At 70.4% G+C, this 26,040-nt stretch carries 23 protein-coding genes; 6 read left to right on the top strand and 17 right to left on the bottom strand.

The annotated features are described in order from the left end of the window. Nucleotides 1-3: 3 nt before the first annotated feature. Genes BLW00_RS17835 through adhP form a run of 3 tightly spaced genes read right to left on the bottom strand, consistent with a single transcriptional unit; the run spans nt 4 to nt 4,830 of the window. The gene (locus tag BLW00_RS17835; protein ID WP_092556699.1) at nt 4-1,140 is read right to left on the bottom strand and encodes a cation:proton antiporter; all 1,137 of its coding nucleotides are present in this window, start codon (nt 1,138-1,140) and stop codon (nt 4-6) included. Nucleotides 1,141-1,170: 30 nt separating this feature from the next. After that, complete coding sequence (mgtA, locus tag BLW00_RS17830) at nt 1,171-3,810, bottom strand: magnesium-translocating P-type ATPase (protein ID WP_092556697.1); 2,640 nt, start codon at nt 3,808-3,810, stop codon at nt 1,171-1,173. 9 nt (nt 3,811-3,819) lie between these two features. After that, nucleotides 3,820-4,830, bottom strand: coding sequence for an alcohol dehydrogenase AdhP (gene adhP / locus BLW00_RS17825; protein WP_092556695.1), 1,011 nt, complete (start codon nt 4,828-4,830; stop codon nt 3,820-3,822). A 194-nt stretch (nt 4,831-5,024) separates the two neighbouring features. Here adhP and BLW00_RS17820 point away from each other — a divergent pair, with 194 nt between their 5' ends. Further along, nucleotides 5,025-5,966, top strand: coding sequence for a universal stress protein (locus tag BLW00_RS17820; RefSeq protein WP_175494354.1), 942 nt, complete (start codon nt 5,025-5,027; stop codon nt 5,964-5,966). Between the two features lie 186 nt (nt 5,967-6,152). On the opposite strand, the gene BLW00_RS17815 is transcribed toward BLW00_RS17820, so the two are convergent. From BLW00_RS17815 to BLW00_RS17790, 6 genes are read right to left on the bottom strand one after another with little or no spacing between them, the layout of a single operon-like run. Further along, the gene (locus tag BLW00_RS17815) at nt 6,153-6,521 is read right to left on the bottom strand and encodes a hypothetical protein (RefSeq protein WP_139256784.1); all 369 of its coding nucleotides are present in this window, start codon (nt 6,519-6,521) and stop codon (nt 6,153-6,155) included. Further along, nucleotides 6,518-7,369 carry an N-acyl homoserine lactonase family protein gene (locus BLW00_RS17810; protein WP_175494353.1) on the bottom strand — a complete coding sequence of 284 codons (852 nt, stop codon included), beginning with the start codon at nt 7,367-7,369 and terminating at the stop codon, nt 6,518-6,520. The genes BLW00_RS17815 and BLW00_RS17810 overlap by 4 nt, the downstream gene beginning before the upstream one ends. Before the next feature lie 26 nt (nt 7,370-7,395). Continuing rightward, the gene (locus tag BLW00_RS17805; RefSeq protein ID WP_092556687.1) at nt 7,396-9,066 is read right to left on the bottom strand and encodes an allophanate hydrolase; all 1,671 of its coding nucleotides are present in this window, start codon (nt 9,064-9,066) and stop codon (nt 7,396-7,398) included. Next, nucleotides 9,063-12,683 carry an urea carboxylase gene (uca, locus tag BLW00_RS17800; RefSeq protein ID WP_092556685.1) on the bottom strand — a complete coding sequence of 1,207 codons (3,621 nt, stop codon included), beginning with the start codon at nt 12,681-12,683 and terminating at the stop codon, nt 9,063-9,065. The genes BLW00_RS17805 and uca overlap by 4 nt, the downstream gene beginning before the upstream one ends. Beyond that, nucleotides 12,680-13,363: an urea amidolyase associated protein UAAP2 gene (locus BLW00_RS17795; RefSeq protein WP_217634429.1), complete on the bottom strand. Its 684-nt coding sequence runs from the start codon at nt 13,361-13,363 to the stop codon at nt 12,680-12,682. Before BLW00_RS17795 ends, uca begins: the two co-directional genes overlap by 4 nt. An 11-nt stretch (nt 13,364-13,374) precedes the next feature. Further along, nucleotides 13,375-14,214: an urea amidolyase associated protein UAAP1 gene (locus BLW00_RS17790; RefSeq protein ID WP_175494351.1), complete on the bottom strand. Its 840-nt coding sequence runs from the start codon at nt 14,212-14,214 to the stop codon at nt 13,375-13,377. 70 nt (nt 14,215-14,284) lie between these two features. Here BLW00_RS17790 and BLW00_RS17785 point away from each other — a divergent pair, with 70 nt between their 5' ends. From BLW00_RS17785 to BLW00_RS17770, 4 genes are read left to right on the top strand one after another with little or no spacing between them, the layout of a single operon-like run. Next, nucleotides 14,285-14,644, top strand: a complete 360-nt coding sequence (locus BLW00_RS17785; protein WP_092557177.1) for a cupin domain-containing protein — start codon at nt 14,285-14,287, stop codon at nt 14,642-14,644. A gap of 44 nt (nt 14,645-14,688) precedes the next feature. Beyond that, nucleotides 14,689-15,327: a cyclase family protein gene (locus tag BLW00_RS17780; RefSeq protein ID WP_217634418.1), complete on the top strand. Its 639-nt coding sequence runs from the start codon at nt 14,689-14,691 to the stop codon at nt 15,325-15,327. Beyond that, the gene (locus tag BLW00_RS17775) at nt 15,324-15,818 is read left to right on the top strand and encodes a RidA family protein (RefSeq protein WP_092556677.1); all 495 of its coding nucleotides are present in this window, start codon (nt 15,324-15,326) and stop codon (nt 15,816-15,818) included. The genes BLW00_RS17780 and BLW00_RS17775 overlap by 4 nt, the downstream gene beginning before the upstream one ends. A gap of 2 nt (nt 15,819-15,820) precedes the next feature. Continuing rightward, nucleotides 15,821-16,510, top strand: a complete 690-nt coding sequence (locus tag BLW00_RS17770; RefSeq protein WP_092556675.1) for an alpha/beta fold hydrolase — start codon at nt 15,821-15,823, stop codon at nt 16,508-16,510. Between the two features lie 37 nt (nt 16,511-16,547). Here the strand turns inward: BLW00_RS17770 and BLW00_RS17765 are convergent, their stop codons facing one another. From BLW00_RS17765 to BLW00_RS17735, 7 genes are all read right to left on the bottom strand, one after another. Next, nucleotides 16,548-17,798, bottom strand: a complete 1,251-nt coding sequence (locus BLW00_RS17765; protein ID WP_092556674.1) for a metal-dependent hydrolase family protein — start codon at nt 17,796-17,798, stop codon at nt 16,548-16,550. Next, nucleotides 17,798-18,616 carry an ABC transporter ATP-binding protein gene (locus BLW00_RS17760; RefSeq protein WP_092556672.1) on the bottom strand — a complete coding sequence of 273 codons (819 nt, stop codon included), beginning with the start codon at nt 18,614-18,616 and terminating at the stop codon, nt 17,798-17,800. The genes BLW00_RS17765 and BLW00_RS17760 overlap by 1 nt, the downstream gene beginning before the upstream one ends. Then, complete coding sequence (locus tag BLW00_RS17755; RefSeq protein ID WP_245741664.1) at nt 18,613-20,346, bottom strand: dipeptide/oligopeptide/nickel ABC transporter permease/ATP-binding protein; 1,734 nt, start codon at nt 20,344-20,346, stop codon at nt 18,613-18,615. The genes BLW00_RS17760 and BLW00_RS17755 overlap by 4 nt, the downstream gene beginning before the upstream one ends. After that, nucleotides 20,339-21,406, bottom strand: a complete 1,068-nt coding sequence (locus tag BLW00_RS17750; protein WP_245741663.1) for an ABC transporter permease — start codon at nt 21,404-21,406, stop codon at nt 20,339-20,341. Before BLW00_RS17750 ends, BLW00_RS17755 begins: the two co-directional genes overlap by 8 nt. Before the next feature lie 56 nt (nt 21,407-21,462). Further along, the gene (locus tag BLW00_RS17745) at nt 21,463-23,055 is read right to left on the bottom strand and encodes an ABC transporter substrate-binding protein (RefSeq protein WP_175494350.1); all 1,593 of its coding nucleotides are present in this window, start codon (nt 23,053-23,055) and stop codon (nt 21,463-21,465) included. Between the two features lie 105 nt (nt 23,056-23,160). Continuing rightward, nucleotides 23,161-23,604: a cytidine/deoxycytidylate deaminase family protein gene (locus tag BLW00_RS17740; protein WP_092556666.1), complete on the bottom strand. Its 444-nt coding sequence runs from the start codon at nt 23,602-23,604 to the stop codon at nt 23,161-23,163. Beyond that, nucleotides 23,601-24,371 (bottom strand): amidohydrolase family protein, encoded by a 771-nt coding sequence (locus BLW00_RS17735; RefSeq protein ID WP_092556664.1) that lies wholly within the window; start codon nt 24,369-24,371, stop codon nt 23,601-23,603. The genes BLW00_RS17740 and BLW00_RS17735 overlap by 4 nt, the downstream gene beginning before the upstream one ends. Before the next feature lie 103 nt (nt 24,372-24,474). On the opposite strand from BLW00_RS17735, the gene BLW00_RS17730 reads away from it, so the two are divergent. After that, the gene (locus BLW00_RS17730) at nt 24,475-25,482 is read left to right on the top strand and encodes a phosphotriesterase family protein (protein ID WP_175494349.1); all 1,008 of its coding nucleotides are present in this window, start codon (nt 24,475-24,477) and stop codon (nt 25,480-25,482) included. A gap of 40 nt (nt 25,483-25,522) precedes the next feature. On the opposite strand, the gene BLW00_RS17725 is transcribed toward BLW00_RS17730, so the two are convergent. Beyond that, on the bottom strand, nt 25,523-26,011 hold the full coding sequence (locus BLW00_RS17725; protein ID WP_092556660.1) for a hypothetical protein: 489 nt from the start codon (nt 26,009-26,011) through the stop codon (nt 25,523-25,525). Nucleotides 26,012-26,040: the final 29 nt, after the last annotated feature.

Raw genomic sequence — 26,040 nt, 5'->3', positions numbered from 1 at the left:
CGGCTACCCGGTCGGGCGCATCCGACGGCTGAGCGCGCCCGTCGCGCCGGCGGCCACCGCCACGGTGATGAGGGCACCCAGGAGGATCGCAGCGTCTTCTCCCGGCGCGAGAGCTCCGGTCTGGAGTCCCAGGGTGACGGCGGCGACGGGCACACCGAGCTGTCCGGCCGAGGCGAGTGCTTGAAGAACGGGAAGACGGACGACCCGGCTGAGCAGGTGGGCGACCGCCGCCGAGAGGCCGAGGGCGACACCCAGCAGGATCATCTCCGGATGCGCCACGAAGGCCTGAAGATTCAGTGATGCACCCAGCCAGACGAAGAACAGCGGTCCGAAGAACCCTTCCGTGATGCCGAACAACTGCCGGGCCAATCGTCGAGGCTCACCGATCGCGGCGAGCGCCAGACCGAGCGCGAAACCGGCGATCATGATCGACAGGCCGGCGAACTGGGCGATCGCCGCCAGTCCGAACAGCGTCAGCAGACTGAACCGCAGTTCCAGGGCGAATCGTCGCCGCTCCGAGTACTCGTGCAGTCGCCGCCGGACGCGGGTACCCACCACCTTGTCGAGCACGAACACGACAACGACGACGACGCCCACGATCGCCGTCGCGCCGAGCGCCGCGAGCGGCGCCCGCGCCGGAGCCAGGAGCAAGGGCAGGGCGATGATGCACACCACGTCGGCGATCGCGATCTGCGCCACCAGGTGCGTCACCGAGACCGTCCTGAGCCCGACCGATCGCAGCATGGGAAGCACCAGGGCCGCCGACGACGATGCGAGGACGACTCCGTAGACCGCTGCGTGCCCGGTGCCGAAACCGACCGCGATCAGCGTGCCGAGCACCGCGGCGGCGACGCCGACGAGAGCCGCGCCCGCGGCGCCCCGGCCGAGGGCGGCCCGTACGGCCGGGTCTCGAACGGGGATCTGCGACCCGACGACGACCATGGTCAGGCCGAATCCGATGTTCGCCAGAAAGCGCAGATCGTCGGCCGTCGGGTCGACCAGCTGGAATCCGGACACCCCGATGACGATTCCGCCGGCCAGCTCTCCGACCACGACCGGGATCCGCCATGCGGCGCGCGCGGCGAGCAGCGGGCCGAGGAGACCCACGAGCACCAGGAGAGCCAGCAAGGAGAAGGTCACGGCATGATTGTGACAGACGGACCCTGCCGGTCAGCCGGAGGAACGGACGGAGAATCGTGCGGCACGCCGGCTCACGCGGTGGCGGTATCCCCGCACCCGGGTGACGCGCCCAGGCACCGGCTGCTGCGCCAGCCGGGCGTAGAACCACTTCTTCGCGATCTCGACCATCACCAGATACGTCACGACCATCCCCACCAGCGCCAGGAAGAACGGTGCCGGAAGGGGCTGGAACCCCAGGAGCCCCGAGACGGGCGAGTACGGAAGCCAGACCCCGATCGCCACGACACCCGCGGCGGCGAGGAGGAGCCCGAGCGAGGGACGGCTGCGCAGGAACGGCACGCGCCGGGTGCGGATGGCGAAGATGATGAGGGTCTGAGTGGCGATCGACTCGATGAACCAGCCGGCCTGGAACTCGCTCTCGGCGGCGTGGAACACGACGATCATGAGCGCGAAGGTGGCGAAGTCGAACAGCGAGCTGATCGGTCCGAACACGAACATGAAACGACGGATGTACCGGATGTCCCAGTGCGAGGGTGCGAGCAACTGCTCCCGATCGACTCGGTCGCCGGGGATCGCGAGCTGGCCGGCGTCGTAGAGCAGATTGTTCAGCAGGATCTGGCCCGGCAGCATCGGGAGGAAGGGCAGCACGACCGAGGCGACCGAGGCGCTGAACATGTTGCCGAAGTTGCTCGACGTGCCCATCAGCACGTACTTGATGGTGTTGGCGAAGATCCGGCGCCCTTCGGTCACCCCGTCGGCCAGAACGCCGAGGTCCTTGTCGAGGAGCAGCACGTCGGCCGCGTCTTTGGCGACGTCGGCGGCGGACTCCACCGAGATGCCGATGTCGGCCTGATGCAGGGCGAGAGCATCGTTGACGCCGTCGCCCAGGAATCCGACGGAACGGCCGGAATGCCGCAGCAGCCGGATGACGCGCGCCTTCTGTTCGGGCGAGACCCGGGCGAAGACGGTGACGGTCGCCGCCGCGGTGCGTAGCGTGTCGTCGTCCTGCGCGTCGATCTCGCTCCCGGTCAAGGTTCCGCCGGATACGATCCCGACGTCGGCGAGCACCTTCTCGGCCACGACGGCGCTGTCGCCGGTGGCGATCTTCACGGTGACGCCGAGGGCGGCGAGCGTCTCCAACGATCGACGGGCGTCGGCCTTGGGCCGATCGAGGAACACCAGGAAGCCGTCGAGGTGGAGGCCTGCCTCGTCGTCGCCCGACAGCGTGGCCGCACCCGGCAGGGGCTTGTGGGCGACGGCCACCACCCGCGCGCCGGCCGCGTACTGCTCCTCGAGCAGCGCGTGCGCCGATGCGGGCACGTCGGCGCAGCAACGGAGGAGATCCTCCGGAGCACCTTTCGTCACCATCAGGCGCCCGGAACGCGGGTCGTCGACCAGAGCGCTCGTGCGACGACGCTCATGGTCGAACGGAAGCAGGTCGACCCGCCGCGCGAGTTCCGATAGCGGCTGTCCCGACGCTCCCGCCACAGCCTCCCAGAGCGCGGCATCGAGTGCGTTCAAGCCGACGGTCGACACCGGCATCCGGGAGTAGTCGGTCTCGGTGGCGAGCAGTCCGAGCCGGAAGACCTCGTCGGCGCTGCATCCGACGGTCGGCACAGCCGATTCGAAGCGGATCCGCCCTTCGGTGAGGGTGCCGGTCTTGTCGGTCACGAGCATGTCCAGGTCACCGAGGTCTTCGATGCAGACCAGCCGTTTGACGAGCACCTTCTTCTTCGCCAGAGCCCGCGAGCCGGTGGCGAGGCTCGCGCTGACGATCGCGGGGAGCAGTTGAGGGGTGATACCGACCGCGATCGCCAGCGAGAACAGGAGCGAATCGATCACCGGCCGCTGCAGCAAGACGTTCGCGATGAAGATCAGCGTGGTCAGCACGACGGCCACCTCGAGCAGCAGCAGGGAGAAGCGCCCGAGCCCGCGCTGGAACTCGGTCTGCGGCGGGACCGTCCCGAGGCCGACAGCGATCCGCCCGAACTCGGTCCTCGGGCCGGTGTCCACCACGACCACCGTGGCGTTGCCGGACTGGATCACCGTTCCCATCAGCACGCACGAGGTCAGGTCGCCGACGCCCGCATCCGGGGTGGTGGGCGCAGCGGACTTCGCCACGGGGAGCGACTCCCCGGTGAGGATGCCCTCCTCGCAGGAGAGGCCCCGGCTGTCGAGGATGCGGCAGTCCGCCGGAACGACCGCGCCGATCGAGAGTCGCACGACGTCCCCCGGCACGAGCTGCGTCACGTCGACCTCCACGGGCGCGCCGTCACGGAGGGTGACGACCAGATGCCTGACCTGGTCGTGCAGCGCGTCGGCCGCACGCTCGGCGCGGAACTCGTTGACGAATCCCAACCCGATGCTGGCCACGAGGATCACGCCGATGATGACCGCGTTGGTGCTCTCGCCGACGAACACCGAGATGCCGGCCGTCACGAACAAGAGCAGCAGGATCGGGCTCTTCAGTTGACGGCCCAGAACCCGCCAGGGCCGCACCCGGTGCGTCCGGAGCGCGTTCGGGCCGATCGAGGCCAGCCGCCGAGCGGCTTCGGCCGACGTCAGGCCCGTCGGATCGGAGCGCATCAATCCCAGTGCCTCACCCGGGGAAACCTGCGCCGCGGCACGGAGCATCGCGACCGGAGCCGGCGGCGTGTCGACGCGTGTCATGGAACCCGGTCAGAACTCGAAGACCAGTCGCGCGAGCACCTGCCCGGAGAGCACCTCGGCGATGGCCTCGTTGACTTGGTCGAGAGTGCGGGTCTCGGCGATGATCTTCGTGCGGCCTGCCGCGTGCAGCGCGAACACCTCGGACAGGTCCTGCCGGGTGCCCACGATCGATCCGATCACCGAGATGCCCTTCAGCACCGTCTCGAAGATCGAGATGCTCATCTCCTGGTCGGCCGGGAGGGCGACGCAGATCAATCGGCCGCCACGGTTCAGCGAGGCGAAGGCCTGCTCGAAGACGCGCGGCGAGGCGGCCAGCACCACCGCGACATCCGCTCCTCCGATCGCCTTGATCGCGTCGACCGGGTCGACCTCGGCCGCGTTGACCACGTGGTCCGCGCCCAGCTCGCGTGCCAGGTCGAGCTTGGGGTTCTCGATGTCGACGGCGATCACGGAGCCGCCGAGGATGCGTGCGTACTGCACCGCCAGGTGACCGAGCCCGCCGACGCCGAACACCGCGACCTTCTCGCTGGGGACGATGTGTGCGACCTTCAGCGCCTTGTAGGTCGTCACCCCGGCACAGGTCAAGGGCGCGGCATCCAGCGAGGTGATGCCCTCCGGCACCGGAACGACGTAGCGGGCACTGGCCACCGCGTACTCGGCGAAGGCGCCGTCGATGGAGTATCCGCTGTTCTGCTGACGCTCGCACAGGGTCTCGCGTCCGTCGATGCAGTAACGGCATTCGCCGCAGGCATACCCGAGCCACGGGATCGCCACGCGTTCCCCCACGGTGCGATCGGTCACGCCCGCTCCGAGCTTCTCGACGATCCCGACACCCTCGTGTCCGGGCACGAAGGGCACGGTCGGCTTGACCGGCCAGTCGCCGTGGGCGGCGTGGATGTCGGTGTGACACAGTCCGCAGGTCTCCAGCCGCACGAGCACCTCGCCTTCGGCCGGCTCCGGGATGCTCCGCTCGAGGATCTCCAGCGGTGCGGTGAATGAGGCGACGACAGCGGCTTTCATGGTCTTCCTTCGATCGGTGCGCGGAAAGATGTTTCACGACGGGTCGGACCTCGTCACCGTCGACATTTCCACGACGACCGGGGTCGTCTCGGGTCGAAAGTCCCGTCGGCGATCGGTGTGACCTTCGTCCCTGCACCGCACGACGTGCCGCGCCACCCTTGTCCCGTGGCCACGAGGAGGGCGAGGGAGGCGCGATGAGCGAACGGACCGTGGTCGCCTGGGACGGATCGGCGACGTGCCGTGCCGCCGTGGACTGGGCGATCGACCGCGCGCGACGGGAAGACGACGGACACGAGTTCGAGCTCGCGCACGTGATCGACGAGATCACCTACGTCTCGGGTGACCCCGGCGATCCCGGCGCCTACGACACCGCGACGGCACCGAGCCCTGACGACGTGGACCGGGTGCGGCGCCTGCTGCCACGAGCGACGGTGTCGAGCCGGTCCGTGATCGGGGATCCTGTCACGACCCTTCGCCGGTACACCGATCCCGACACTCTTCTGGTCATCGGGACCGAAGCCCGAACCGTGCCCCACCTCCGCTTTTCCTGGTCGGTCGGCAGCAGGGTCGCAGCACGCGCGCTGGGTCCTGTCGCGATCATTCCGCGACGGGTGACAGGCATCCGCTCCGGCGTCGTCGCCGGGGTCGACGGTTCTCCGGCATCTCTCAGAGCGGCTCTTCTCGCCGCATCCGAGGCACAGCTGCGTGACGTGGAACTCCGGCTCGTCAACGCCTGGCTGGAGCCGCCTCTGTGGCAGGAGGCGTACGTCTTCGACGACGAGACCATCGACGACGACTACCTGGATGAGGTCACCCGGCAGCACCAGCAGATCGCGTCCGACGCCGCAGCCGTGGTGCGCGACGCCTTCCCCCTGCTCACGGTGACCGCGCAGGCGGTGCACGGGTACACGGTCCGGTCGTTGCTTCTCGCGTCGCCCCTTCCCGAACTCGTCGTCGTGGGATGCCGGAGCCGGAGCACCTTGAGCCGTTTGCTGCTCGGCTCGGCCAGCCGCGAACTCATCCAGAACCTCGACGTGCCCGTGGTCGTCGTGAGCGACCGTGTGCACGATGCCGCGCCCGGTCGACCGCCCACGATCGAACACGGCGGCCGGCGATCCACGGACTCCCCGGCGTGACGACAGGTCCTGCCGGCTACGAGCGCCGTTCGCTGCTTCGCCCCGATGCTCCCGGCGGCGTCGTCGTCGAACGACCGCCGGTCCTGTTCGTGGAGGCCGGCATCGCCCGGACCTTGACGCGCCAGCGATTTCTTTCGTTCGTGACGCGGGCCACGAGGGCCGGAGCGTTCGACCGGGCGGCTCGGATCAGCGGCGGCGACGGATGCGGAGCGCCGGGTACCGGGTGGAGAGGAGCCGTTCGAGAGCGTCGAGGGCCGGGACGGCCCGCTTGACGAGAGCCTCGGGGCCGAGCACCCGGAGATAGGCGTAGCCGCTCTCATGGTCGCCGCTCACGGCGAGTGTCGCACCGGGGTGCCCGGCGACACGTTCGGTGCGCGCGAGGGTCAGCGCCGTGGACAGGTCGACGGCGGAACCCGGTTGCGCCACGATGCCGACGGCTTCGAGGAGTCGACGGCCCGGCTCCTCGGCGAGCAGCCCGTAGAGTTCGCCGACGGCGACCGACGGGGTGGGCAGCACGAGCAACGTCGTCCCGCTGCGACGGCGGCGCAGCCTCACGAGCGCGATTCGATGATCGTGCGCCACGGTTCCCAGTCGGGGTCGTGCGCCGGCCACACCTCGACCCCCGGGGTCTCGTCGAGGGCGTGGAGCCGGGCGGCGGCGCTCTCCGCGAGCCGGGGGCCGTCGGCGCCGACCGTGGAGCCGCAGCCCACACCGTGAGTGATGTTGCGCCGGAGATCGGCGGCATCGCCCGCGAGCACGATGGTGCGATCGGCCAGCTCGATCACGAAGGACTGGTGGCCCGGGGTGTGCCCCGCGGTGTCGATCGCCGTGAGCCCCGGCGCGAGCCGCGTGTCGTGGTCGAGCGTCACGATCGAGAGCCCCACCCGGCGCAGATCCGCGGCGAACAGGAACGCCTCGCGCTCGTCGACGGTGGCGCCCACGTGCTCCCACTCGGCGCGTTGCAGCAGCAGGGGCTGGTCGGGGGCGAGCAGCCGCGCCGCACCCGTGTGGTCGAAGTGGGCGTGCGTGATCGCGGCGGCCGCGAGATCGTTCCAGTCGAGCCCGGCCTCGGCGATCTGGTCGACGAGCGGGTCGCCGGGCGGTACGATCGGGAGATAGTTCTCGTAGTCGAAACTCGCCACCCGCAGGTCGCGATCGCGGATGCGCACCGGATCGAAGCCGCCGTCGACGAGGAACCAGCCCTCGTCGAAGACGATCGCGACCGCGGTCACCGGCTCCATGAGGTAGCGGAACCAGCTTCCCCCGCGGAGCGACACCCCCTCCGGTATCGGCTCGTACCCCACGACGAGCGGCACCAGGCGCTGCGGCCGCCCACCGAGCCGGAGCGGAGCGACCGCGGCCCACGTCGTCACTGCGACCGCATCGGAATCGAACCCGCTCACCGCATCCTCCGCCCGTGAGCCCGGCATCAGGCCACCGAGTCGCGGAAGGCGCGCCACCCGCCGAAGCGGGTGATGTCGGCGGCGCCCTCGAGGGCCACGCGCTCGCAGAGGAAGCCGGCGACGCTCGAACCGCTGGCGAGCCGCACCGATCCGATCCCCATCGGCTCGGGCAACGCCGCGACGAAGCGCCCGAAACCCCGCGCCGGCAGCCGCCACACCTCACCGGCGATCGAGGACCCGTCGCCGTCGACCCGCACGAGACCGGGCTTGGGCGGCGTCGTGGCGAGCGCGAAGAGGCGGTAGTCGGATGCCGTCGACGCCTCGGCGACGAAGCTGCCACCCGCGGCGACGAGCTGGTGATTCAGCGGCTGGCCCCGCAGGTGCGCACCCACGACGAAGAGCTCGACGGGCGGCGCCGCGACCCGCTCCGCCAGCTGGGCGAGCGTGCGGTCGGCGAACGGCGCGCCGGTCAGCATGACGCCGAAGGGCCTCCCGTCGACGACACCGGCCGGCACGGCGAGCGCGCTGCGATCGAGCAGGTTGGCGAAGTTCGTGAAGCGGCCCATCCGGGAGTTCGCGCCGAGCGGATCGGCCGCGACCTCGGCAAGGGTCGGGTGCCACGTGGTGGTCGGCGTCAGCAGGGCGACGGCGCCGCCGAGACGGGCGAGCCCCTCGAGGCCGAGGCGGTCGAGCTTCTCGCGGTCGCGGAAATAGTCCGCCGCGCGCGCCTCGGTTCCGGCGAGCACGATGCCGGCCACCGTGGGATCGATCTCGGTTCCGATCAGGTCGCGATGCTCCTGGATGAAGTCACCCACGGCCGCGGTGCGCTCGGCCACGAAGGCCCCGCCGTAGAGCAGGGTCGCCGCCTCGAGCAGCGGAGCGATGTCGACCTCGACGATGTCGACTCCGGATTCGGCGAGCCGGGAGACGACTCCCTGGAAGGCCTCCGCCCATCCGTCGGCGAGACCCTCCAGGTGCTCGGCCGTCGGAACGGCGACGAGGGGCCGGGCGTCCAGCGGCGCCGCGGGGGCATCCGCCCGCGCGAGGGGGTCGACGCCGTCAGGGCCGCTCATGAGCTCGACGGCCTCGCGGGCCAGGTTCAGCTCGCGGGCGAACACGGTCACGCAGTCGAGCGTACGGCAGGCCGGAACCACGCCCGTGGTCGGAACGAGCCCGATGGTGGGCTTCACACCGACGATGCCGTTGAGAGCCGCCGGCACGCGCCCCGATCCGGCGGTGTCGGTGCCCAGCGCGATGTCCACGACGCCGAGGGCGGTGAGAACCGCCGACCCCGAGCTCGAACCGCCCGAGATACGCGTGGGGTCCCAGGCGGAACGGACGGCGCCGTAGGGACTGCGCGTGCCGACCAGTCCGGTGGCGAACTGGTCGAGATTGGTCTTGCCGAGCACGATGCCGCCGGCAGCGCGGAGTCTGGCCACCGCGGGTGCATCCTCCGCCGGGGAATACGCGTAGGCCGGGCTGCCCGCAGTGGTCGGCAGCCCCGCCACGTCGATGTTGTCCTTCACCGCGACGACCGTTCCCGCGAGCGGGAGACGCTCCCCCGCTCGCACACGGCGATCCACGTCGGCCGCTTCGGCGAGCACCTCGGCTTCGGGACGGAGTGTGATCCAGGCTTCGGGCCGGCCGGCCTCGGCGTTGCGGGCGTAGGCGGCCCGAACGCGCTCGACCGCGCTCACGCGGCCACCTCGACCGCCGCGAGCAGCTGCCCCGCCTCGACGCTCTCGCCCGGCGTCGCGTAGACCGCCCGCACGACTCCGGTCTCCGGCGCTCGCACCGCGCTCTCCATCTTCATCGCCTCCAGAACCATCACGTGCTCTCCTTCCGAGACGGCGGCGCCCGGTGCCGCCTCCACCTTCCACACGGTCGCGGCGAACGGCGCCCGCACGGCGACGCACCCCGGCGGAAGCACCGGCGCGGTCGCGGCCGGCACGACGGCATCCGCGTCCACCCGCCGGTCGAACTCCCCCGACGCGCGCCAGCGCTCGCGCTCCTCGTCGAAGGCCCGGCGCTGGGTCGCCCGGAACGATTCGATGCCGGCCGCGTTCTCGGCCAGGAACCGCTCGTGGTCGGCGAGTGCGAACGTACCGTCGGTCGTCTCGAAGTCGCCGCGGCCGGCATCCGTCTCGGCGCGGAGCTCGAGGAGCTCCTCCGCCGACACGGGATACCAGCGGATGCGGTCGAAGAACCGGAGGGCCCAGGGGTTCTCCTGGAACAGCCCACCCCGGCGGAACCGGTTCCAGATCTGAACCGTGCGCCCGACGAACTGGTAGCCGCCCGGGCCCTCCATGCCGTAGATGCAGAGGTAGGCGCCGCCGATGCCGACGGAGTTCTCGGCGGTCCAGGTGCGTGCGGGGTTGTACTTCGTGGTCACCAGCCGGTGACGCGGATCGAGCGGGGTCGCCACCGGGGCGCCGAGGTAGACGTCGCCGAGGCCGAGCACGAGATACTCGGCGTCGAACACTGTGCGATACACGTCGTCGACGCTGCCGAGCCCGTTGATGCGCCGGATGAACTCGATGTTCCACGGCGTCCACGGCGCGTCGTCACGCACGCCGGCCATGTAGCGCTCGATCGCGAGGCGGGTGGCCGGGTCGTCCCACGACAACGGCAGACGCACCTCGCGCGAGGGCACCACGAGCTCGTGGGTCGGCGGGAGGTCATCGTCGAGTTCACGCAGGAGCCCGACGATCTGCGAGGCGCGCAGCACCGAGGCGTCGGTGTGCACCTGCAGCGAACGGATGCCCGGAGTGACGTCGACGATGCCCGTCGGGGCGTGCTCCGCCAGCCGTTCCTGCAGGGCGTGCACGCGCATCCGGAGTCCCAGGTCGAGAACCTGCTCGCCGAACTCCACGAGCACGTTGTCGTCGCCGTCACGGCGGTAGGTCACCCCGGGGCGGCGCACGACGTCGCCGTCGATCTCGGGCTCGACCCGGGCGATGATCCCGTCGTCCCCGTCGCCGCCGCCTCCGAGGAGCAACGGCGCCCCGAAGACCCGGGCGGGGTCCAGACCCGCCGCCTCCTCTTCGCGCACCGCCACGAAGCGCACGGTGTCACCGGGGCGCAGCTGCCCCAGCTTCCAGAGCTCACCGCTCGCGACGACCGCCGGGCAGACGAATCCGCCGAGGCTCGGCCCGTCAGGGCCCAGGATGATCGGGGTGTCCCCGGTGAAGTCGAGCGCGCCCACCGCGTAGGGCGTGTCGTGGATGTTGGAGGGGTGCAGTCCCGCTTCACCGCCGTCGCCGCGCGCCCACGCGGGTTGCGGGCCACTCAGCCGCACCCCGGTTCGGGCCGAGTTGACCTGCACCGTGTACTCGGCGGAATAGAGCTCGTCGATGTCGGCCCGCGTGAAGAACTCCGGAGCGGCATGGGGCCCTTCGGTGACGCCGAGCTGCCATTGCCCGGTCAGCACGGGCCGTCGCCGCGGTGGGGTGGGGCCGCCCAGCGGAGGCAGGGACACGACCGGGCCGGGGCGCAGCACGTCGCCGGCCACGAGAGCCCGGCCGCCGTGTCCGCCGAAGCCGCCGAGCGTGAACGTCGAGGTGCTGCCGAGATAGGAGGGAACGTCGATGCCACCGCGCACCGCGAGATAGGAGCGGATGCCGGGCCCCGCCGCGGTGCCGAGGCGGAGCATCCCGCCCGCCGGCACCTCGATCGGTTCCCACATCGGCACGGCGACGCCGTCGAGCACGACCTCGATCGGAGCGCCCGTGACACACACGGTGGCCGGCGCGGTGAGACGCAGCGTCGGTCCGGTCAGCGTGACCTCGAGGCCGGGAGCATCGGGCGGGTTGCCGACCGCGGCGTTCGCCTCCCGGAACGACACGGCGTCCATCGGCCCCGAGGGTGGAACACCGACCTGCCAGTGGCCGAGGCGGCCGGGCAGGTCTTGCACGGTGGTCAGCATGCCGGGTTCCACGACGTCGATCCGGGGGTCGGGGTCGGTGGCGCCGTCGAGGGTTCCGGTGTCGTGCACGGCGTCGCGCACCCGCTGGTCGCGGGTCAGCTCCCGCAGCATCCCCGTTCCCGTCACGATGCCGTCGATGCGTGTACCGGCGAGCGCCGAGTGCAGCAGGTCGAGAGCCCCGTCGCGGGTGGGCGCGTGGGCGATCACCTTGGCGAGCAGAGGATCGTAGAACGAGGTCACCTCCATGCCCGCCTCGATCCAGGAGTCGACGCGCACCCCGGGCGCCACGGGAAACCGCACCGCGGTGACGAGCCCGGTCGACGGCAGGTTGCTGCGGTGGGGGTCCTCGGCGTAGATGCGGGCCTCGACGGCGTGCCCATCGGGCTGCGCAGGGCCGGCGAACAGGGCGGCGGGAAGCGCGTCGGGGCCGCCCGAGGCGAGATCGAGCATGAGTCCGACGAGGTCGACGCCGAACACGGCTTCGGTGACCGGATGCTCGACCTGCAGCCGCGCGTTCACCTCCAGGAAGTAGGCGCGCTCCTCGATCGGATCGTAGACGAACTCCGCCGTACCGGCCGAGCGGTAGGAGATGCGGGCCGCGAGGGCGGCCGCGGTGGAGTGCAGCTCGGCGCGCACCGCGTCGGGGAGCCGGGGAGCCGGCGCCTCCTCGACCACCTTCTGGTTGCGCCGCTGCAGGGAGCAGTCGCGATCGCCGAGCACGGCCACGCGTCCGGCACCGTCGCCGAAGAGCTGCACTTCGACGTGACGGGCCGGGCGCACGAACTTCTCCAGGAACACCCCCGCCGACCCGAAGCTCGCCCGGGCCTGCCGCGTCACCGCGTCGAACGCGTCGGCGACGGCATCGGCGTCGGCGCACACGCGCATGCCGATTCCGCCGCCTCCCCCGGTCGCCTTGAGCATCACCGGGTAACCGATCTCGCCGGCCGCCTCGACCGCCTCCTCGCGGGAGCCGAGCACGCCGGTGCCCGGCAGGAGCGGCACCCCTGCCGCGGCGGCGAGCGCGCGGGCCGTGTGCTTGAGCCCGAAGGCGTCGAGCTGGTCGGGAGTCGGCCCGACCCAGATCAGTCCGGCTGCCTCGACGGCCCGGGCGGCGGTCGCGTTCTCGGCGAGGAAGCCGTAGCCGGGGTGGATCGCGCCGGCGCCGGTGCGCCGGGCGGCGTCGAGCACGGCGGACAGGTCGAGATACGACTCGGCCGCGGGGGCGGGGCCCAGCCGCACCGCCGCATCCGCCTCCCGCACGTGCGGTGCGGCGCGGTCGGCATCGGAGTACACCGCGACGGTCGGGATCCCCCGATCGCGGGCGGAGCGCTGGATGCGCCGGGCGATCTCGCCGCGGTTGGCCACGAGCAGCGGGCCGAAGCCGCTCACGGCCGCGTCACGATCATGCGCAGCGGAGTGCAGCTGAAGTCGTTGCAGGGGTTGTTCATCTGCGGGCAGTTCGACACGATCACGAGCACGTCGCGCTCGGCGCGGAGCGCCACGCGTTTGCCGGGCGCCGACACGCCGTCGACGATGCCGAGCGAGCCGTCGGCCTCGACCGGAACGTTCATGAACCAGTTCAGGTTCGACACGAGGTCGCGCTCTCCGAGCCCGTGCCGCGCGGCCTCCGCGAGGAAGTTCTCACGGCAGGCGTGCTGGTAGAGCGTGTGATGGCCGTAGCGGAGCGTGTTCGACTCCTTGCTGCAGGCCCCTCCGATCGTGTCCTGCCGCTCGATCTCGTTGCCGACCACCGTCAGGAGCGGGAGCCCGCGGTTGCTGCGCAAGACGGTCCCGGTGCCGACGTAGACATTGCCCTGCCAGGCGATGGTGTCGGCAGCGCTGTAGCGCTCCGCGGTGTCGTCGGCGAGATAGGCGAGGAAGTCGGCCGACTGGTTGCCTCCGACGTCGACGATCGTGAGCACGTCGCCGGCGCGCACGACGGCCGACCAGGCGGCCCGCGGCGCGATCCGCTCGTCGAGCACGAGCTCGCCGCCGGACAACGGCTGCGACCAGTCGAGGAGGGCGTCGTCGGCGTGCACGGGTCGTGGGGGAACGGTGGTGATCACTATCGGTGGTCCTCTCAGAGCCCGGCGAGTTCGGCGTAGGCGATCGTGTTGCGGTAGGCGCGTTCCCGTTCGGGCGAGGCCCGGAAGACCTCGTCGTCCTCCCCGGTGACCCGGTCGCGCCAGGCCATGACCCGGAGCGGGCCGACGACGTAGTCGTCCCGTGGATCGAGCGCGTGCGGAACGTTCGCGATCAGCACGATGAGAGGCAGCTCCGCGCGCAACTCGACGGAGCCACCGCCTCCGGCCGACCCCTGCCAGCGCAGAGCGCCGTCGTGCTCGACGCGCACCCCTTGGAAGAAGGTGACCGCGGGCGGCAGGTCGCGGAGCGCGAGCCCGTGCTTGCTTGCGGCGAGGCCCAGCAGTGCCTGCCCGGAGGGCGATGCTCCTTCAGGCCGGGCGTCGCCGTATTTGCGGGTGTTCCAGGCGTCGCTCGTGGTGCCGCAGAAGGCGTCGTGCCGCCCCGAGGTGTCGGCGACGATGGTCGCGAGCACGCGGCCGTCGCCGGAGAGCAGCGGGTGTCCTTCGCCGAGATAGGCCTGCCACGGGATCTTCTGCGTGTCGGCCACGTTCAGGTGCTCCCCCGGCGCCACGGCGTTGAAGACGAGCAGGTGAGCGCAGGCGTCACCGGTCGGGTCATCGAAACGGAGGCGCGTGCCACGCGCCACCCGCAGGTGGGTGTATCCGCCGGGCGCCACCGTCTCGGCCCAGCGGAGTCGGGCCGGGTCGACGCCGGCCGGCGCGAACGGCGCCTCCGAAGCGGGCAGATGCGGCATCCACTCGGAGTCCGTCGCCCGCGCTCGCGCGTCGGCCCGCGCTCGTTCGACACTGCCCAGCTCCTCGATGCGGCCGCTCATGCACCCCTCCCTCGATCCCTTTAGGATCCAATCTAATACATACGGGATCCACATGGATTACGATGGGGTCATGACCCACACAGTCCGCCCGCAGGAAGTCGACCGGTCCGCCCTCGAAGAGAAGCCGCTCGCTCCGCCGAGCGCGACTCCGCTCGACGGCGAGGTGCTGGTGCGTGGCCGCGTCGAGTTCGCCAACGACGACCGCACCATCATCTCCGGCGTCTGGGAGAGCGACATCGGCTCCTCGCGCTGGGAGTTCACGACGCGGGGGGAGATCGTGCACATCCTCTCCGGCACGATGGTGGTGCAGCGCGACGGCGAGGAGGCCGTCGAACTGACGGGCGGCACGGCCGCTTTCTTCCCGATCGGATGGGCGGGAGTATGGACGGTGGTGGAGCCGGTGCGCAAGTTCTACGTGGTCTACCGATGAGCAGCATCTCCCGGCTCCCTCTCCTCACAGAAAGCATCTCCCCCGTGACCGAACCGATCGATCTCAGCATCCCCGTGCATCCCCAGATGCTGCACTGGGGCCGCCGGCCCACCTACGAGATGGTGGAGGTGATCGACGAGACGAGCCCGAGCGAGGTGTCGCGCTGGCTCATCGGCGCGCACACCGGCACACACGTCGATGCGCCGAGCCATTTCGTGAAGGGCGGCACGACCGTCGACCGTCTGCCGCTGGACCACACCGTGGGCCCGGCCCGCGTGCTCGACCTGCGCCACGTCGAGAAGGAGATCACGGCCGACGACCTGATCGCCGCCGGCGCAGCGGGGGCGCGCCGCGTGCTCTTCAAGACGCGCAACTCGACGGATGCCCTCACCCGCACCGAGAAGAGCCCCACCTGGGTGGGCCTCGGGCCGAGCGGGGCGCAGTGGCTCGTCGACAACGGTGTGGTGTTCGCGGCCAACGACTACATGACGATGGAGGCGCCCGACCACACCGAGACCTGGCCGACGCACGTCATCCTCTGCACGGCCGGCGTCGTCATCCTGGAGAACGCGAACCTCGCGCACGCCGAGGCCGGCGACTACTACCTCGTCTGCCTGCCCATCCCCTTCGAAGGCCGCGAGGCCGCACCGGCGCCCTCGGTGCTCCTGCCGCTGCCCGCATGAGCACGGCGGAGCAGCGGGCCGCTCAGCTGGGCCTCGACATCCCCGACTACGCCGATCCGCCGTACGGGCGACGGTACGGGCGACGCCTCAAGGCGTTCCACCGAACGGGGAACCTCGTCGAGTTCAGCGGCATCACGCCGGAGAACCGTCAGGGCGACCGGCTCTTCCCCGGCACCGTCGGTGCCGACGTCACGCTCGAGCAGGCCAACCAGGCCGCTCGGCTCACCGCGATCCACGCGCTCGGCATGATCCGTTACGCCGTGGGCTCGCTCGACAACGTGGCGAGCCTCTCCCGAGCGCTCTGCTTCGTGATGTGCACCCCGGGCTACGAGCCTCTCTACGACGTCTCCAACGGCGCCACCGACCTCTTCCTCGATGTCTTCGGAGACGAGATCGGCAGCGTCGGCCGAGCCACCATCGGCGCGGCCAGCCTGTCGCGCAACAACTGCTTCGAACTCTGGTTGAGCCTCGAAGCCTCACCCGAGGAGTGACGATGCACATCATCCTGGTTCACGGCGCCGGCGGGAGCTCGGCGAGCTGGTCGCTCGTGACACCGCTGCTCGACGAACGGGGCCTGTCGTACTCCGTGGCCGACAACCCGTCGCAGTCGCTCACCGACGACGTCGCGAGCGTGAACGCCCTCATCGACGCCGCGGGCGAACCGGTGCTGCTCGTCGGCCACTCCTACGGCGGCGCGGTCATCACCAATGCGGGCCGCAACGAGAACGTGCACGGACTCGTCTACGTGGCGGCCTTCGCCCCGGCGGAGGGCGAGTCGGTGCAGAAGATCGTGAACAGCTACCCCGAGGCCCTGGTGTCGTCGTTCATGACGCGCGGCGACGACGGCGAATGGATTCCCGACGGCCGCCCCGAAGCGCGTCAGGCGCTCGCCTGGGACGTGCCCGACGAGATCTGGGAGGCCCGCGACGACGACAACCGCGTGTCGGCGAACGCCATCTTCACCGGCGAGACCGGCGCCCCCGCGTGGCAGACGCTGCCCGCCTGGTACCTCCTGGCCACGAACGACAAGCACATCAGGATCGAGGCCCAGCGCGACATGGCCGAACGGGCCGGGGCCGTCGTCTCCGAGGTCGACACGAGCCACGCGGTTCCGCACGCCGCGCCGGCCCGGGTCGTCGAGATCATCGAGCAGGCGCTCGGGTCGATCGACCCCATCGCCTGACGCGTCCGCGCCCGGTCGGCGACGGGCCACCGGGCGGTCAGCCCAGGGCGTCGAGGTCTTTCATCACCCGGCCGCCCTGCGCGACCAGGCGGATGGCGTCGGGCTCTGCCAGGGCGTCGGGTCGTGCGAGCGGGTCCACCGCCGTCACCGTGAAATCGGCCAGTTTCCCGGCCTGCAGCGAGCCGAGCTGGTCGTCGAGGCGGAGCAGCCGCGCACCCGCCAGGGTTCCGGCGTGCACGGCCGCGAGCGGCGAGAGCCCCGCCCGCACGAGGTGCCCGATCTCGGTCAGATTGCGCCCGTGGACGTGGATGCCGGCATCCGTTCCCAGCGCGACCGGCACTCCGGCGGCGATCGCGCGACGGATGGACTCCCGCGCGTTCGTGCGTCGAGCCGACGCGGGGTCGTCCTCTCCCGCTCCGCGACGCAGCAGCGTGCTGAGCGTGGGCACCAGCACCGTGCCGCGGTCGAGCATGAGGGCGATGGTCTGGTCGGAGAGCTCGTAGCCGTGCTCGATGCTCGCCACACCACCGAGCACCGCTGCGCGCGCCCCCTCGTCGTTCTGCGCGTGCGCCGCGACGGGCTGACCCTGCCGGCCCCCCATCTCCGCGACGATGGCGGCGACGTGCTCTTCGGGGAGACCTCGGTCGGACGGGTCGTCGTGCGGGGAGCTCATTCCGCCCGACGCGCACACCTTGACGACGTCGGCACCCGTGCGCACCAGGGCACGGACCGCCTTGACGACCTCGTCGACGGTGTCGACCACGGCCCACCCGGGAGTGGTCGCGCGCTCGGCCCAGAGCGGGAGGGAGCCGTTGGCCAGCACGGGGTCGGCGTGCCCGCCGGTGGGCGAGAGCATGGCGATCGCCAGATGCAGGCGGGGGCCGACGACATCCCCCGCGGCGATGCGGGAGCGGTAGCCCGGCGTGAGCCCGCTGAGGTCGCGTGCGGTGGTCACCCCGGCGTCGACGGTCGACCGCAGGTTGCCGAGCGCCGCGACGACGTGCTCCTCGGGAAACCAGGCACGCTGGGTCTCGACCGGGTCCCAGGTGCTCATGCTGAGGTGCACGTGCGCGTCGACGAAGCCGGGCATCAGGTGGCCGCCGGCGACGTCGATGACGCGCACGCCGGCGAGATCGCGGCGCCGGCGAGGCCCCGCATACACGATGCGGCCGTGATCGACCTCGATCTCGGCATCCGGCACCGGGTCGCCGAGCGTTCCGTCGAGCAGGGTGGCGCCGACGAGCCGATACGGCTCGGTCGCCACCGGCGTTCCGGGGAGCCTCGCCATCACAGGTCGAGCGTGAACCCGGGCGCTCCCGGATCCGCATCGAGGAGCGTGCGGGTGTACCAGTGCTTCGGATCGGCGTAGATCTCGGCCACGGGGCCGGATTCGACCACCTCTCCGCGGTACATCACGACGACCTCGTCGCTGACGTTCTGCACCACCGCGAGGTTGTGCGAGATGAACATCATCGTGACGCCGAGGGAGTCCTTGATCTCGGCGAGCAGCTCGAGGATCTGGGCCTGCACCGACACGTCGAGGGCGGAGGTGATCTCGTCGGCGATCACGAACGACGGCTCGACGATCAGGCTGCGGGCGATGGCGACCCGCTGGCGCTGGCCGCCCGAGAACTCGTGCGGGTAACGGGCCATCATGTCGGCCGAGAGGCCCACACGTTCGAGCCAGAAGGCGATCGTCTCGGAATACCGCCGCACGCGGGCGTGCAGGGGGTCGAGCGCCTCGGCGAGGGTCTGACCGATCGTGCGCCGGGGTGAGAGGGAGGAGAACGGATCCTGCGGGATCATCTGCACCCGCCGGCGATACGCGAACGCACCGCGCTGACTGTGACTGATCCGGGTCACGTCGATGGTGTCGACCGTCACCTGGCCGTTCTCCGGCCGCACGGTTCCCACCAGCACCTTGGCCAGGGTGGACTTGCCCGATCCCGACTCGCCCACCACGCCGACCGTCTTTCCGGCCGCGATGCTCATCGACACGCCGTGGAGCACCCGGGTGGCGCCGAACGACACGTCCAGATCGCGCACGGTCACCATCTCGTCGGTGTCGGTGTCGGCGACGGGCGGCGCTCCGGTCGTCGCGCTCATCGAAGAGCCTCCGAACCCGCCGTGACAGCACCCGGCACGTGCACCACAGGTGTCGCCGCCAGCAGCTGACGCGTGTAGGGATGCTTCACCGACTCGGGCGAGAGGTGCGCCATGTCGTCGATGCGCTCCACGATCTCTCCTTCTTTCATCACCAGCACCCGGTCGCAGAGTGCCCGCACGACACCGAGGTCGTGCGAGATGAAGAGCACCGAGGTGCCCATCTCCTTGTTCATACGTTTGATCAGCGAGAGCACCTCGCGTTGCACGGTCACGTCGAGGGCGGTGGTCGGCTCGTCGGCCACGAGGAGCTGGGCGTTGGTGCTCATCGCCGAGGCGATCATCGCGCGTTGCTTCATGCCGCCGGAGAGCTGGTGCGGATACTGCCGCAGGCGCCCCTCCGGATCGGTGAGCAGCACCTCCGAGAACCGCTCGACGAGGTTGCGCCGGGCTTCTGTGCGCTTCTGTCCGAGCACTTTCACCAGCACGTCCGAGAGCTGCGACCCCAGAGTGAGGGCCGGATTCAGGGCCGTGCCCGGATCTTGGTACACGAGCGCCACCCGGCGGGCGAGATCCTTCCTCGACAGGTTGTCGAAGAGGTCCGCCCCGGCGAGCGAGAGCCGGCCCGCCGAGGCGGTCAGCCCCTCCGCGAGCAGTTTCGCGACGACGGATGCGGTCACCGACTTCCCCGAACCCGATTCGCCGACGATCCCGAGCACCTCGCCGCGATCGATCGTGAACGAGACGTGCGAGACGAGCTCCTTGCCCGAGTCGTTGTGACGCACCGAGAGGTCGTCGACCACGAGGAGCGCGTCCGAGTGCACCGGGGTCGCCGCCGAGGCGGGCGCCGGCACCGGCGCCCGGAGCATCCGGGCCCGGCTCGTGTTCGAACGGGGGTTCGCCGCGGCCGCGAGCCCGTCGCCGATGAACAGCGCAGCCATCGAGGCGAAGATCAAGGCGGTGGCGGGGGCCACCACCAGGATCGGGTTGGTGTAGATCTTCTTCACGCCCTCGTTGAGCAGCGACCCCCAGTCGAACGCGGGGCTCTGCGCGCCGAGCCCGATGAACGACAACCCGGCCAGTTCGACGAGGGTTCCCGCGAACGCCTGCGCGATCAGGATGAGCAGCGGCTCCGCCATGTTCGGGACGACGTGGCGCGCCGCCACGCGCCCCACCGGAACGCCCATCAGGCGGGCGGTGACGACGTAGTCGCGCGAGGCGATCCCCGCGGCGAGGTTGGCGGTGAGGCGGGCGAAACCGGCGGTGTTCGCCACCGCGATGGCGAGCACGGCGGGCAGGATGCCGCGCCCGAGGATCGCCGCGACCACGATGGCCACGAGCATCGCCGGATAGGAGACCCAGAACTCGATGACGCGCAGCGATGCCTCGCGCACCCTCCGCGGAGCGAGCCAGACGCCGACGCCGATGCTGATGCCGGCGAGAGCGGCGAGGAGGGTCGCGGAGATCGCCGCCAGCACGGTGACCCTGGTGGCGACGAGAGTGCGTGCGAGCATGTCGCGACCGAGGCCGTCGGTGCCCATCGGGAACGCGCCGGTCGGGCCCGAATTGCGGGTGCTCGTCATCGCGGTCGCGCTGTCGCCGTAGTAGATCGGCGCGATGACCGCCACGAGCAGCACGACGGCGAACATGACGTAGCCGACGTAGAGCATCGGCGAACCACGGAAACGCCACCGGCGGGCGGGATCGAGGGGTGGGGTCACCGGACTAGCCACGGTCGTCTCCCAGGGTGCGGGGATCGACGAGGCCGAGCACGACGTCGATCAGAAGGTTGAAGACGAGTGAGATCGTCCCGATCATGAAGACCGACGCCCGGATGACGGGGTAGTCCTTGTACTCCGAGATCGCCTGAACCACCACGCTGCCGATGCCGGGCCACGCGAAGACCGCCTCGACGATCAGTGTCGACCCGAGGAGGGCGGTGAGGATGATGCCCGAGAGCGTCAGCGCGGTCGTGAGCAGATTCGGGAGCATGTGCTTCGCATACAGCGTTCCCGAACCCAGCCGCCAGCCGCGAGCCGTGCGCATGTAGTCCTGCTCGAGGATGACCGAGGTCTCCCGTCGCACGATACGGGCGATGCTGGCGATGCAACCGATGCTGAGGGCGGCGACGGGGAGGATCGCCGACTGCACCACGCTGTATGCGGGTGAGTACGCCGGAGGCAGCAGAGCCAGCCAGACCGCGAACACGGTGACGAGGATCGTGGCCTGCACGTACGCCGGGATGGAGGAGACGACCCCCGCACCGATGTTGAAGCTGTGGTCGAGCCAGCGATGGCGGTCACCGCGCGTGATGATGCCCACGGCCATGCCGAGGGCGAGGCCGATCACCAGGAAGATCACGAGCGAGGTGAAGGCGATGGAGATGGTGTACGGCGCCGCCGCTCCCACGATCTGCAGCGCGGGCACCTTGTAGTGGAAGGAGGTTCCGAAATCGCCCTGCACCACGTGGGCGACGTAGCTGCCGAGCTGAAGGAGAAGCGGCTGGTCGAGGCCGAGCTCGACCCTGATCTGATCGACCTGGGCCTGACTGGCATCCTCCCCCGCGATGGCGGACGCCGGATCGCCGGGGATGAGCTGGACGATGAAGAAGGTCACGAAGATCAACAGGATGATGTTGGTCACGAGACCGATGAGACGGCGCACGGCGAACCTGCGCCAGGCCCCGGCCAGGCTGCTGGCCGCGACGGCCTGCGAGCCGGCCTGGGCGGGCCGGCTCGCAGTCGTGGCTGAACCGGACGACGAGTCGTCGTCTCGATCAACGATGGTGTGCACCTCGGGTCTCCTTAATCGTCCGGTTCAGCGAGCGCGTGTTTCCGTGCGCTCTCGGGTCAGCTCGTGATGCGCATCGACGAGATGTCCCAGTAGCCCGAGAACACGCTCGAGGCGTAGCCCTGACGCGCGATGATGAAGTGCGTGTCGGTGATGAGCGGGGTCATCGACATGTCTTCGAGGATGGTGCGCTGCGCGTCTTCGAAGGCGGAGCACTGTTCGGCCGGGTCGGTCGCCGCGAGCGCCGCCTGCAGGTCGGCAAACCCTTCGGCGTTGTCCACCCCGGCGATGTTGCGGCCGCCGTTCGCCGCCGTCGGACCGACGTAGGTCGAGATGGCCTCGCTCAGCGGGTTCGCCGTCGTGGTGGCGTTGAGGGCGATGTCCCACTTCTCGGGCTGGGTGCGCATCTCGGCCTGCCAGTCGGCCGGATCCAGCGCCGACACCTCGACCGTGGCGCCCGCGGTGCGCAGCGACTCCGCGAGGAAGTCGATGGCCGGGTCCCAGTTCGACATGGCGAGGAGGCGGATGGTCTGGCCGGTGAGCACCTTGGTGGCGGCGGCCACGTCGAACGCGGGCAAGAGGTCGGAGCCGTCGAGCGTGCAGGCGACCGATGACGCGGTGACCGTCAGCAGCGGGGTGCCCAGGCTGTCGAGGCCGGCCGCGTTGAAGCCCTCCTTGTCGATCGCCTGGGAGACCGCCTTGCGGAGGTCGGGACGATCGAGGAAGACCGAGCCGGTGCCGGGGTTCTGGTTGAAGATCAGCGTGTAGGCCGAGCTCGGGATGGTGACGTAGGAGTACGCCGAGTCGTCGACGAACCGCTGAGCGTTCGAGTCGTAGAAGCGGGAGATGTCGATGCCGCCCGAGGCGACCAGGTTGGCGCTCGTGTTCGAGTCGGTGGAGACGGTGATGTTCACCGTCTTGGCGGGCGTGCCGGTGACGCCCTGCCAGTCGGGCCAGGCGTCGTAGTCGTCGCGCAGGGTGTAGGTGGCGCTGACCCCGGCGGCGAAGTCCGCGAGCGTGTACGGCCCCGACCACGCACCGGCGACCGTTCCGGCGGCGAGACCGGGGAGGTCGGCGAGGCCCGCCGGGCAGATGATGCCGGTGACCTCGGAGGTCAGTCCGTCCAGCACTTCGGAGTAAGGCTCGGTGAGGTCGATGGTGACGGTGCCCGCCGTGTCGTCGGCGGTGAAGCTCGGCGTGCCCGGACCGAACACCGTGGCCTTCGAGGCCTGTGCCGACGAGTCGGATGCCGTGGCGAGGTATTCGAGCGAGGCGGCGACGATCGACGGGGTGATGACCGTGCCGTCGGAGCAGGTGGCGTCGGTCCGGATCGTGAATTCGTACTCGGTGCCCGATTTCGCGGTCCAGTCGGTGGCGAGGCCGCCGATGTAGCCCTCGGTCTCGCCCTTGCGCAGCAGCGTGTCGAAACCGAGACGGGCGACGGTGACGTCGGACGAACCGGATGCGAGGGCCGGGTCGAAGGTGGTGGGCGCGTACCAGAGCTCGGTGTTGATGACGCCGTCACTGGCGGCGGCGGTCCCCGCGGCGGAGCCGGTGGCTCCACAGCCGGTGAGCGCGAGACCGGCTGCGCTGAGAAGCGCGGCGGCGACGATGACCTTCCTCCTGGTGACGCTGTGGTGCTTGATATTCACGGGATCTCCTCTTGCGGCGGATGGTGCAGGTGAATGGAGCGGGTATCGGATTCGTGGATCCAATTCCTACCATTATGCATCCACCAATGTTTCATTTGGATTACATCACCAGACCCGGGCCCGTTTCGACGGCAGGAGCGCCGCGACATCCGTCGAAAACACCTCGGCGCCGCGGGTGACCCAGACCCGCGCATCAGGCCAGTAGTCGCTGAGCAATTCGGCGCACACACCGCAGGGTTCGATCAGATGCAGCGTGCCGGCGGGGCGGCGCAGAACGCTCACGATGGCCTCGACCCGCGCCCGCCCTCCGGCGCCGTGGGCGATCGCCGCACCGGCCGCGACGCCCTCCGCACAAACCGCGCTCCGACGGGCGGACCCGTCGACGTGAACGCCCGTCACGATGGCGCCGTCCGACATCCGGAAGGCCGCAGCCACCTCGTGCCGGCCTTCGCGATAGACCGCGGAGAGCAGGTCGCGAGCCGTGTCGAGCAGCTCGGCATCGGCGTCCGGCATCGCGTCGGGGCGCGCGAGAAGAGGGCGGTCGGTCACGCCGCCACCGGCAACCGCAGCAGACGGGCGAAGTTCAGACCCTCCACGAGAGCGCGATCGGCCTCGTCGGGGATGGCCTTGGCGATCTTCATGCGCTCGAGGTCGAAGTCCGAACCCGGCCACTCCGAACCGAGCAGGATCTTCTCCGCGCCCAGACGCGCGTAGGCGCGCCTGACATCCGCCATGAGCGTGGCGGATGTCTCGAGAAAGACGTTCTCCCGGCGCTCGGCGACGATGATGGCCTCCGGCACGTTCCAGACGGCACCCATGTGGGCGATGATGGTCGGCACCTCGGGGTGGTCCTTCACGATCTCCTCGATCGCGAAGGGCGCGCAGAAGGCGTCGTCGAGCGCATTGATGATCACGGCCATGCCGTTCTCGGCGCAGGCGCGGAACACCGGGTCGAGGAGCCCGTGATCGGCGACGTGGTAGCCGTGCATACTCGGGTGCAGCTTGAGGCCGCGGATGCCCGCCGCTGCGAGCCGCCCGATCTCCTCGATGGCGTCGTCGGCCTGGGGCATGACCTGGCCGAAGCCGATGAAGCGGTCGGGGTGGGCATCCTGCAACCCGATGATGAAGTCGTTCTCGATGCGCTGCGCGAGCGAGCACACCATCGCCATGTCGACGCCCGCGGCATCCATGCGGGTGAGGATGCGGTTCGGGTCGAACGGGGTGTAGGCCGGGGGCTCTTCACCCGGCCGCGCCCCCGAGAGGTAGTCCGAACGACCGCGGACGTCTTGAGTGGTGTTGTATGCATCGATGATCATGAAGAACCGTGTTTCTCTAGCCGAAGCGCACTCTGCGCGGATCCATTCTTGGAGGTATAGTATCCAATCTTATGGACATCTCACCTGGACGCCGGAGTGCCCGGTGATCGAATCCGTCTTGGGACCGGTGTCCCCCGAGCGCCTCGGAACCGTCTCGACCAACGAGCACGTTCTCACCGACTCCCGCGGCCTGCTCCGGCCCACCCGGGAGGGGGGCACGCTTTCGGGGCCGATCCGCCCCGAGATCCTCGGCGATCTGCGGTGGAGCTGGCTGTCGCTGGCCGACAATCTCACCCTCGACGACGAGGAGAGCGCGGTCGACGAGCTGTCGGCCGCCGCCCGGCTCGGGCTCACGACCATCGTGGAGGCGACGTCGGTGGGCATGGGGCCGCGGCACCGCGACCTTCCGGAGATCTCGCGGCGCAGCGGCGTGGCGATCGTGGCGGCCTACGGGAGCTACATCGACAAGACGCTGCCGTCGTGGTGGCGCGATCTCGACGAGCAGTCCATCGAGCAGATGTTCACGGCCGCGCTGGTCGACGCCGTTCCCGGCACCGGTTTTCGTGCGGGCCTTCTCGGGCTGCTCGGCACGAGCGCCGAGATCACTCCGGCGGAGCGTCGCGCGCTCGACGCGGCCGCCCGCAGCGCCGCCGCGGCGGGGGCGAGCGTGAGCATCCGCCTCGATGCCGCCGCGCGCCGCGGGCCCGAGGTGGCGGAGCTGCTCCAGGCGCAGGGCCTGCCGGCGGAACGCATCCTGTTCTGCAACATCGACAAGGTCCTCGACCTGGGCTATGTCACCGATGTCGTCGACACCGGCGCCGTGGTCGAGTTCGCCTTCGGCAGCGAGCACCAGTTCGGCGACGGGGCACGCGACGCGACCGATGAGCAGCGCATCGACTTTCTCTTCGAGCTGCTCGGGGAGCGTCCGGATGCCGCCGTCACGCTGTCGTGCTCGGTCTGGACGAAAGGTCAGTTGAGCCGTCACGGCGGAATGGGGTACGGCCACGTGGTGGGCCGCGTCGGCCCCTCGTTGCTCCGCAGAGGTCTCCCGGAGTCGGCCCTGCACGAGATGCTGGTGACGACTCCGGCACGTCTGCTCGATCGGGGCTAGCCGGGAGGGGTTCACCTGCTCATGGTGCGCCTTCGACGTTTCAGGGGTGTTTCCCCGGCGTGACCATCAGCCCGGAGACCGTGCCGTGGAAAGGGAGGATGAGCTCTCCGCCGCGTTCCGAGCGGGCACCACGGCGGAACCGGCCGCGCGGCGGCAGCATCCGGGCTCCGACGACGACCGAGGCGGCGGCCTCCTCGATCCAGCCCGCGGCCCGAACCCGGATCTCCAGGCGCTCGCCGGGTGCCCCCGGCAGCAGCGCGGCGATCGCGGCGGCCTCGCCGGGCGCGAGCGGCGCTCCCGCGGCGAGGCTCACCGGCCCGGCCACGGTGCCGAGACCGACCACGGCACGGCCCTGCTCGTCGACGCCGATCCACCAGCCGGACGCGTCTTCGCCGTGGGAGAGGGCGATTCGTGGTCGCCCGGCAGGGCCGTCGGCGGCCGGCGTGATCGTCACGCGCACCGTGCATCCTCGCTCGTCGACGAGGGGAACCGGATCGAGGATGCCCGCCGAGCCGTCAGACCACTCCACCGCGGGCTCCTCCTCTTCTGTCGTGACCG

Origin of the sequence: Herbiconiux ginsengi, assembly GCF_900107435.1 — a bacterium.
GTDB classification, from domain to species: domain Bacteria; phylum Actinomycetota; class Actinomycetes; order Actinomycetales; family Microbacteriaceae; genus Herbiconiux; species Herbiconiux ginsengi.
This window is presented reverse-complemented; position numbering and strand designations above follow the sequence as displayed.

Excerpts from the sequence above, each read along its gene's own strand:
- mgtA (WP_092556697.1), bottom strand. The coding sequence starts at position 3,810 with ATGACACGCGTCGACACGCCGCCGGCTCCGGTCGCGATGCTCCGTGCC.
- adhP (WP_092556695.1), bottom strand. The coding sequence starts at position 4,830 with ATGAAAGCCGCTGTCGTCGCCTCATTCACCGCACCGCTGGAGATCCTC.
- BLW00_RS17820 (WP_175494354.1), top strand. The coding sequence starts at position 5,025 with ATGAGCGAACGGACCGTGGTCGCCTGGGACGGATCGGCGACGTGCCGT.
- BLW00_RS17790 (WP_175494351.1), bottom strand. The coding sequence starts at position 14,214 with ATGAGCGGCCGCATCGAGGAGCTGGGCAGTGTCGAACGAGCGCGGGCC.
- BLW00_RS17785 (WP_092557177.1), top strand. The coding sequence starts at position 14,285 with ATGACCCACACAGTCCGCCCGCAGGAAGTCGACCGGTCCGCCCTCGAA.
- BLW00_RS17775 (WP_092556677.1), top strand. The coding sequence starts at position 15,324 with ATGAGCACGGCGGAGCAGCGGGCCGCTCAGCTGGGCCTCGACATCCCC.
- BLW00_RS17770 (WP_092556675.1), top strand. The coding sequence starts at position 15,821 with ATGCACATCATCCTGGTTCACGGCGCCGGCGGGAGCTCGGCGAGCTGG.
- BLW00_RS17765 (WP_092556674.1), bottom strand. The coding sequence starts at position 17,798 with ATGGCGAGGCTCCCCGGAACGCCGGTGGCGACCGAGCCGTATCGGCTC.
- BLW00_RS17760 (WP_092556672.1), bottom strand. The coding sequence starts at position 18,616 with ATGAGCGCGACGACCGGAGCGCCGCCCGTCGCCGACACCGACACCGAC.
- BLW00_RS17735 (WP_092556664.1), bottom strand. The coding sequence starts at position 24,371 with ATGATCATCGATGCATACAACACCACTCAAGACGTCCGCGGTCGTTCG.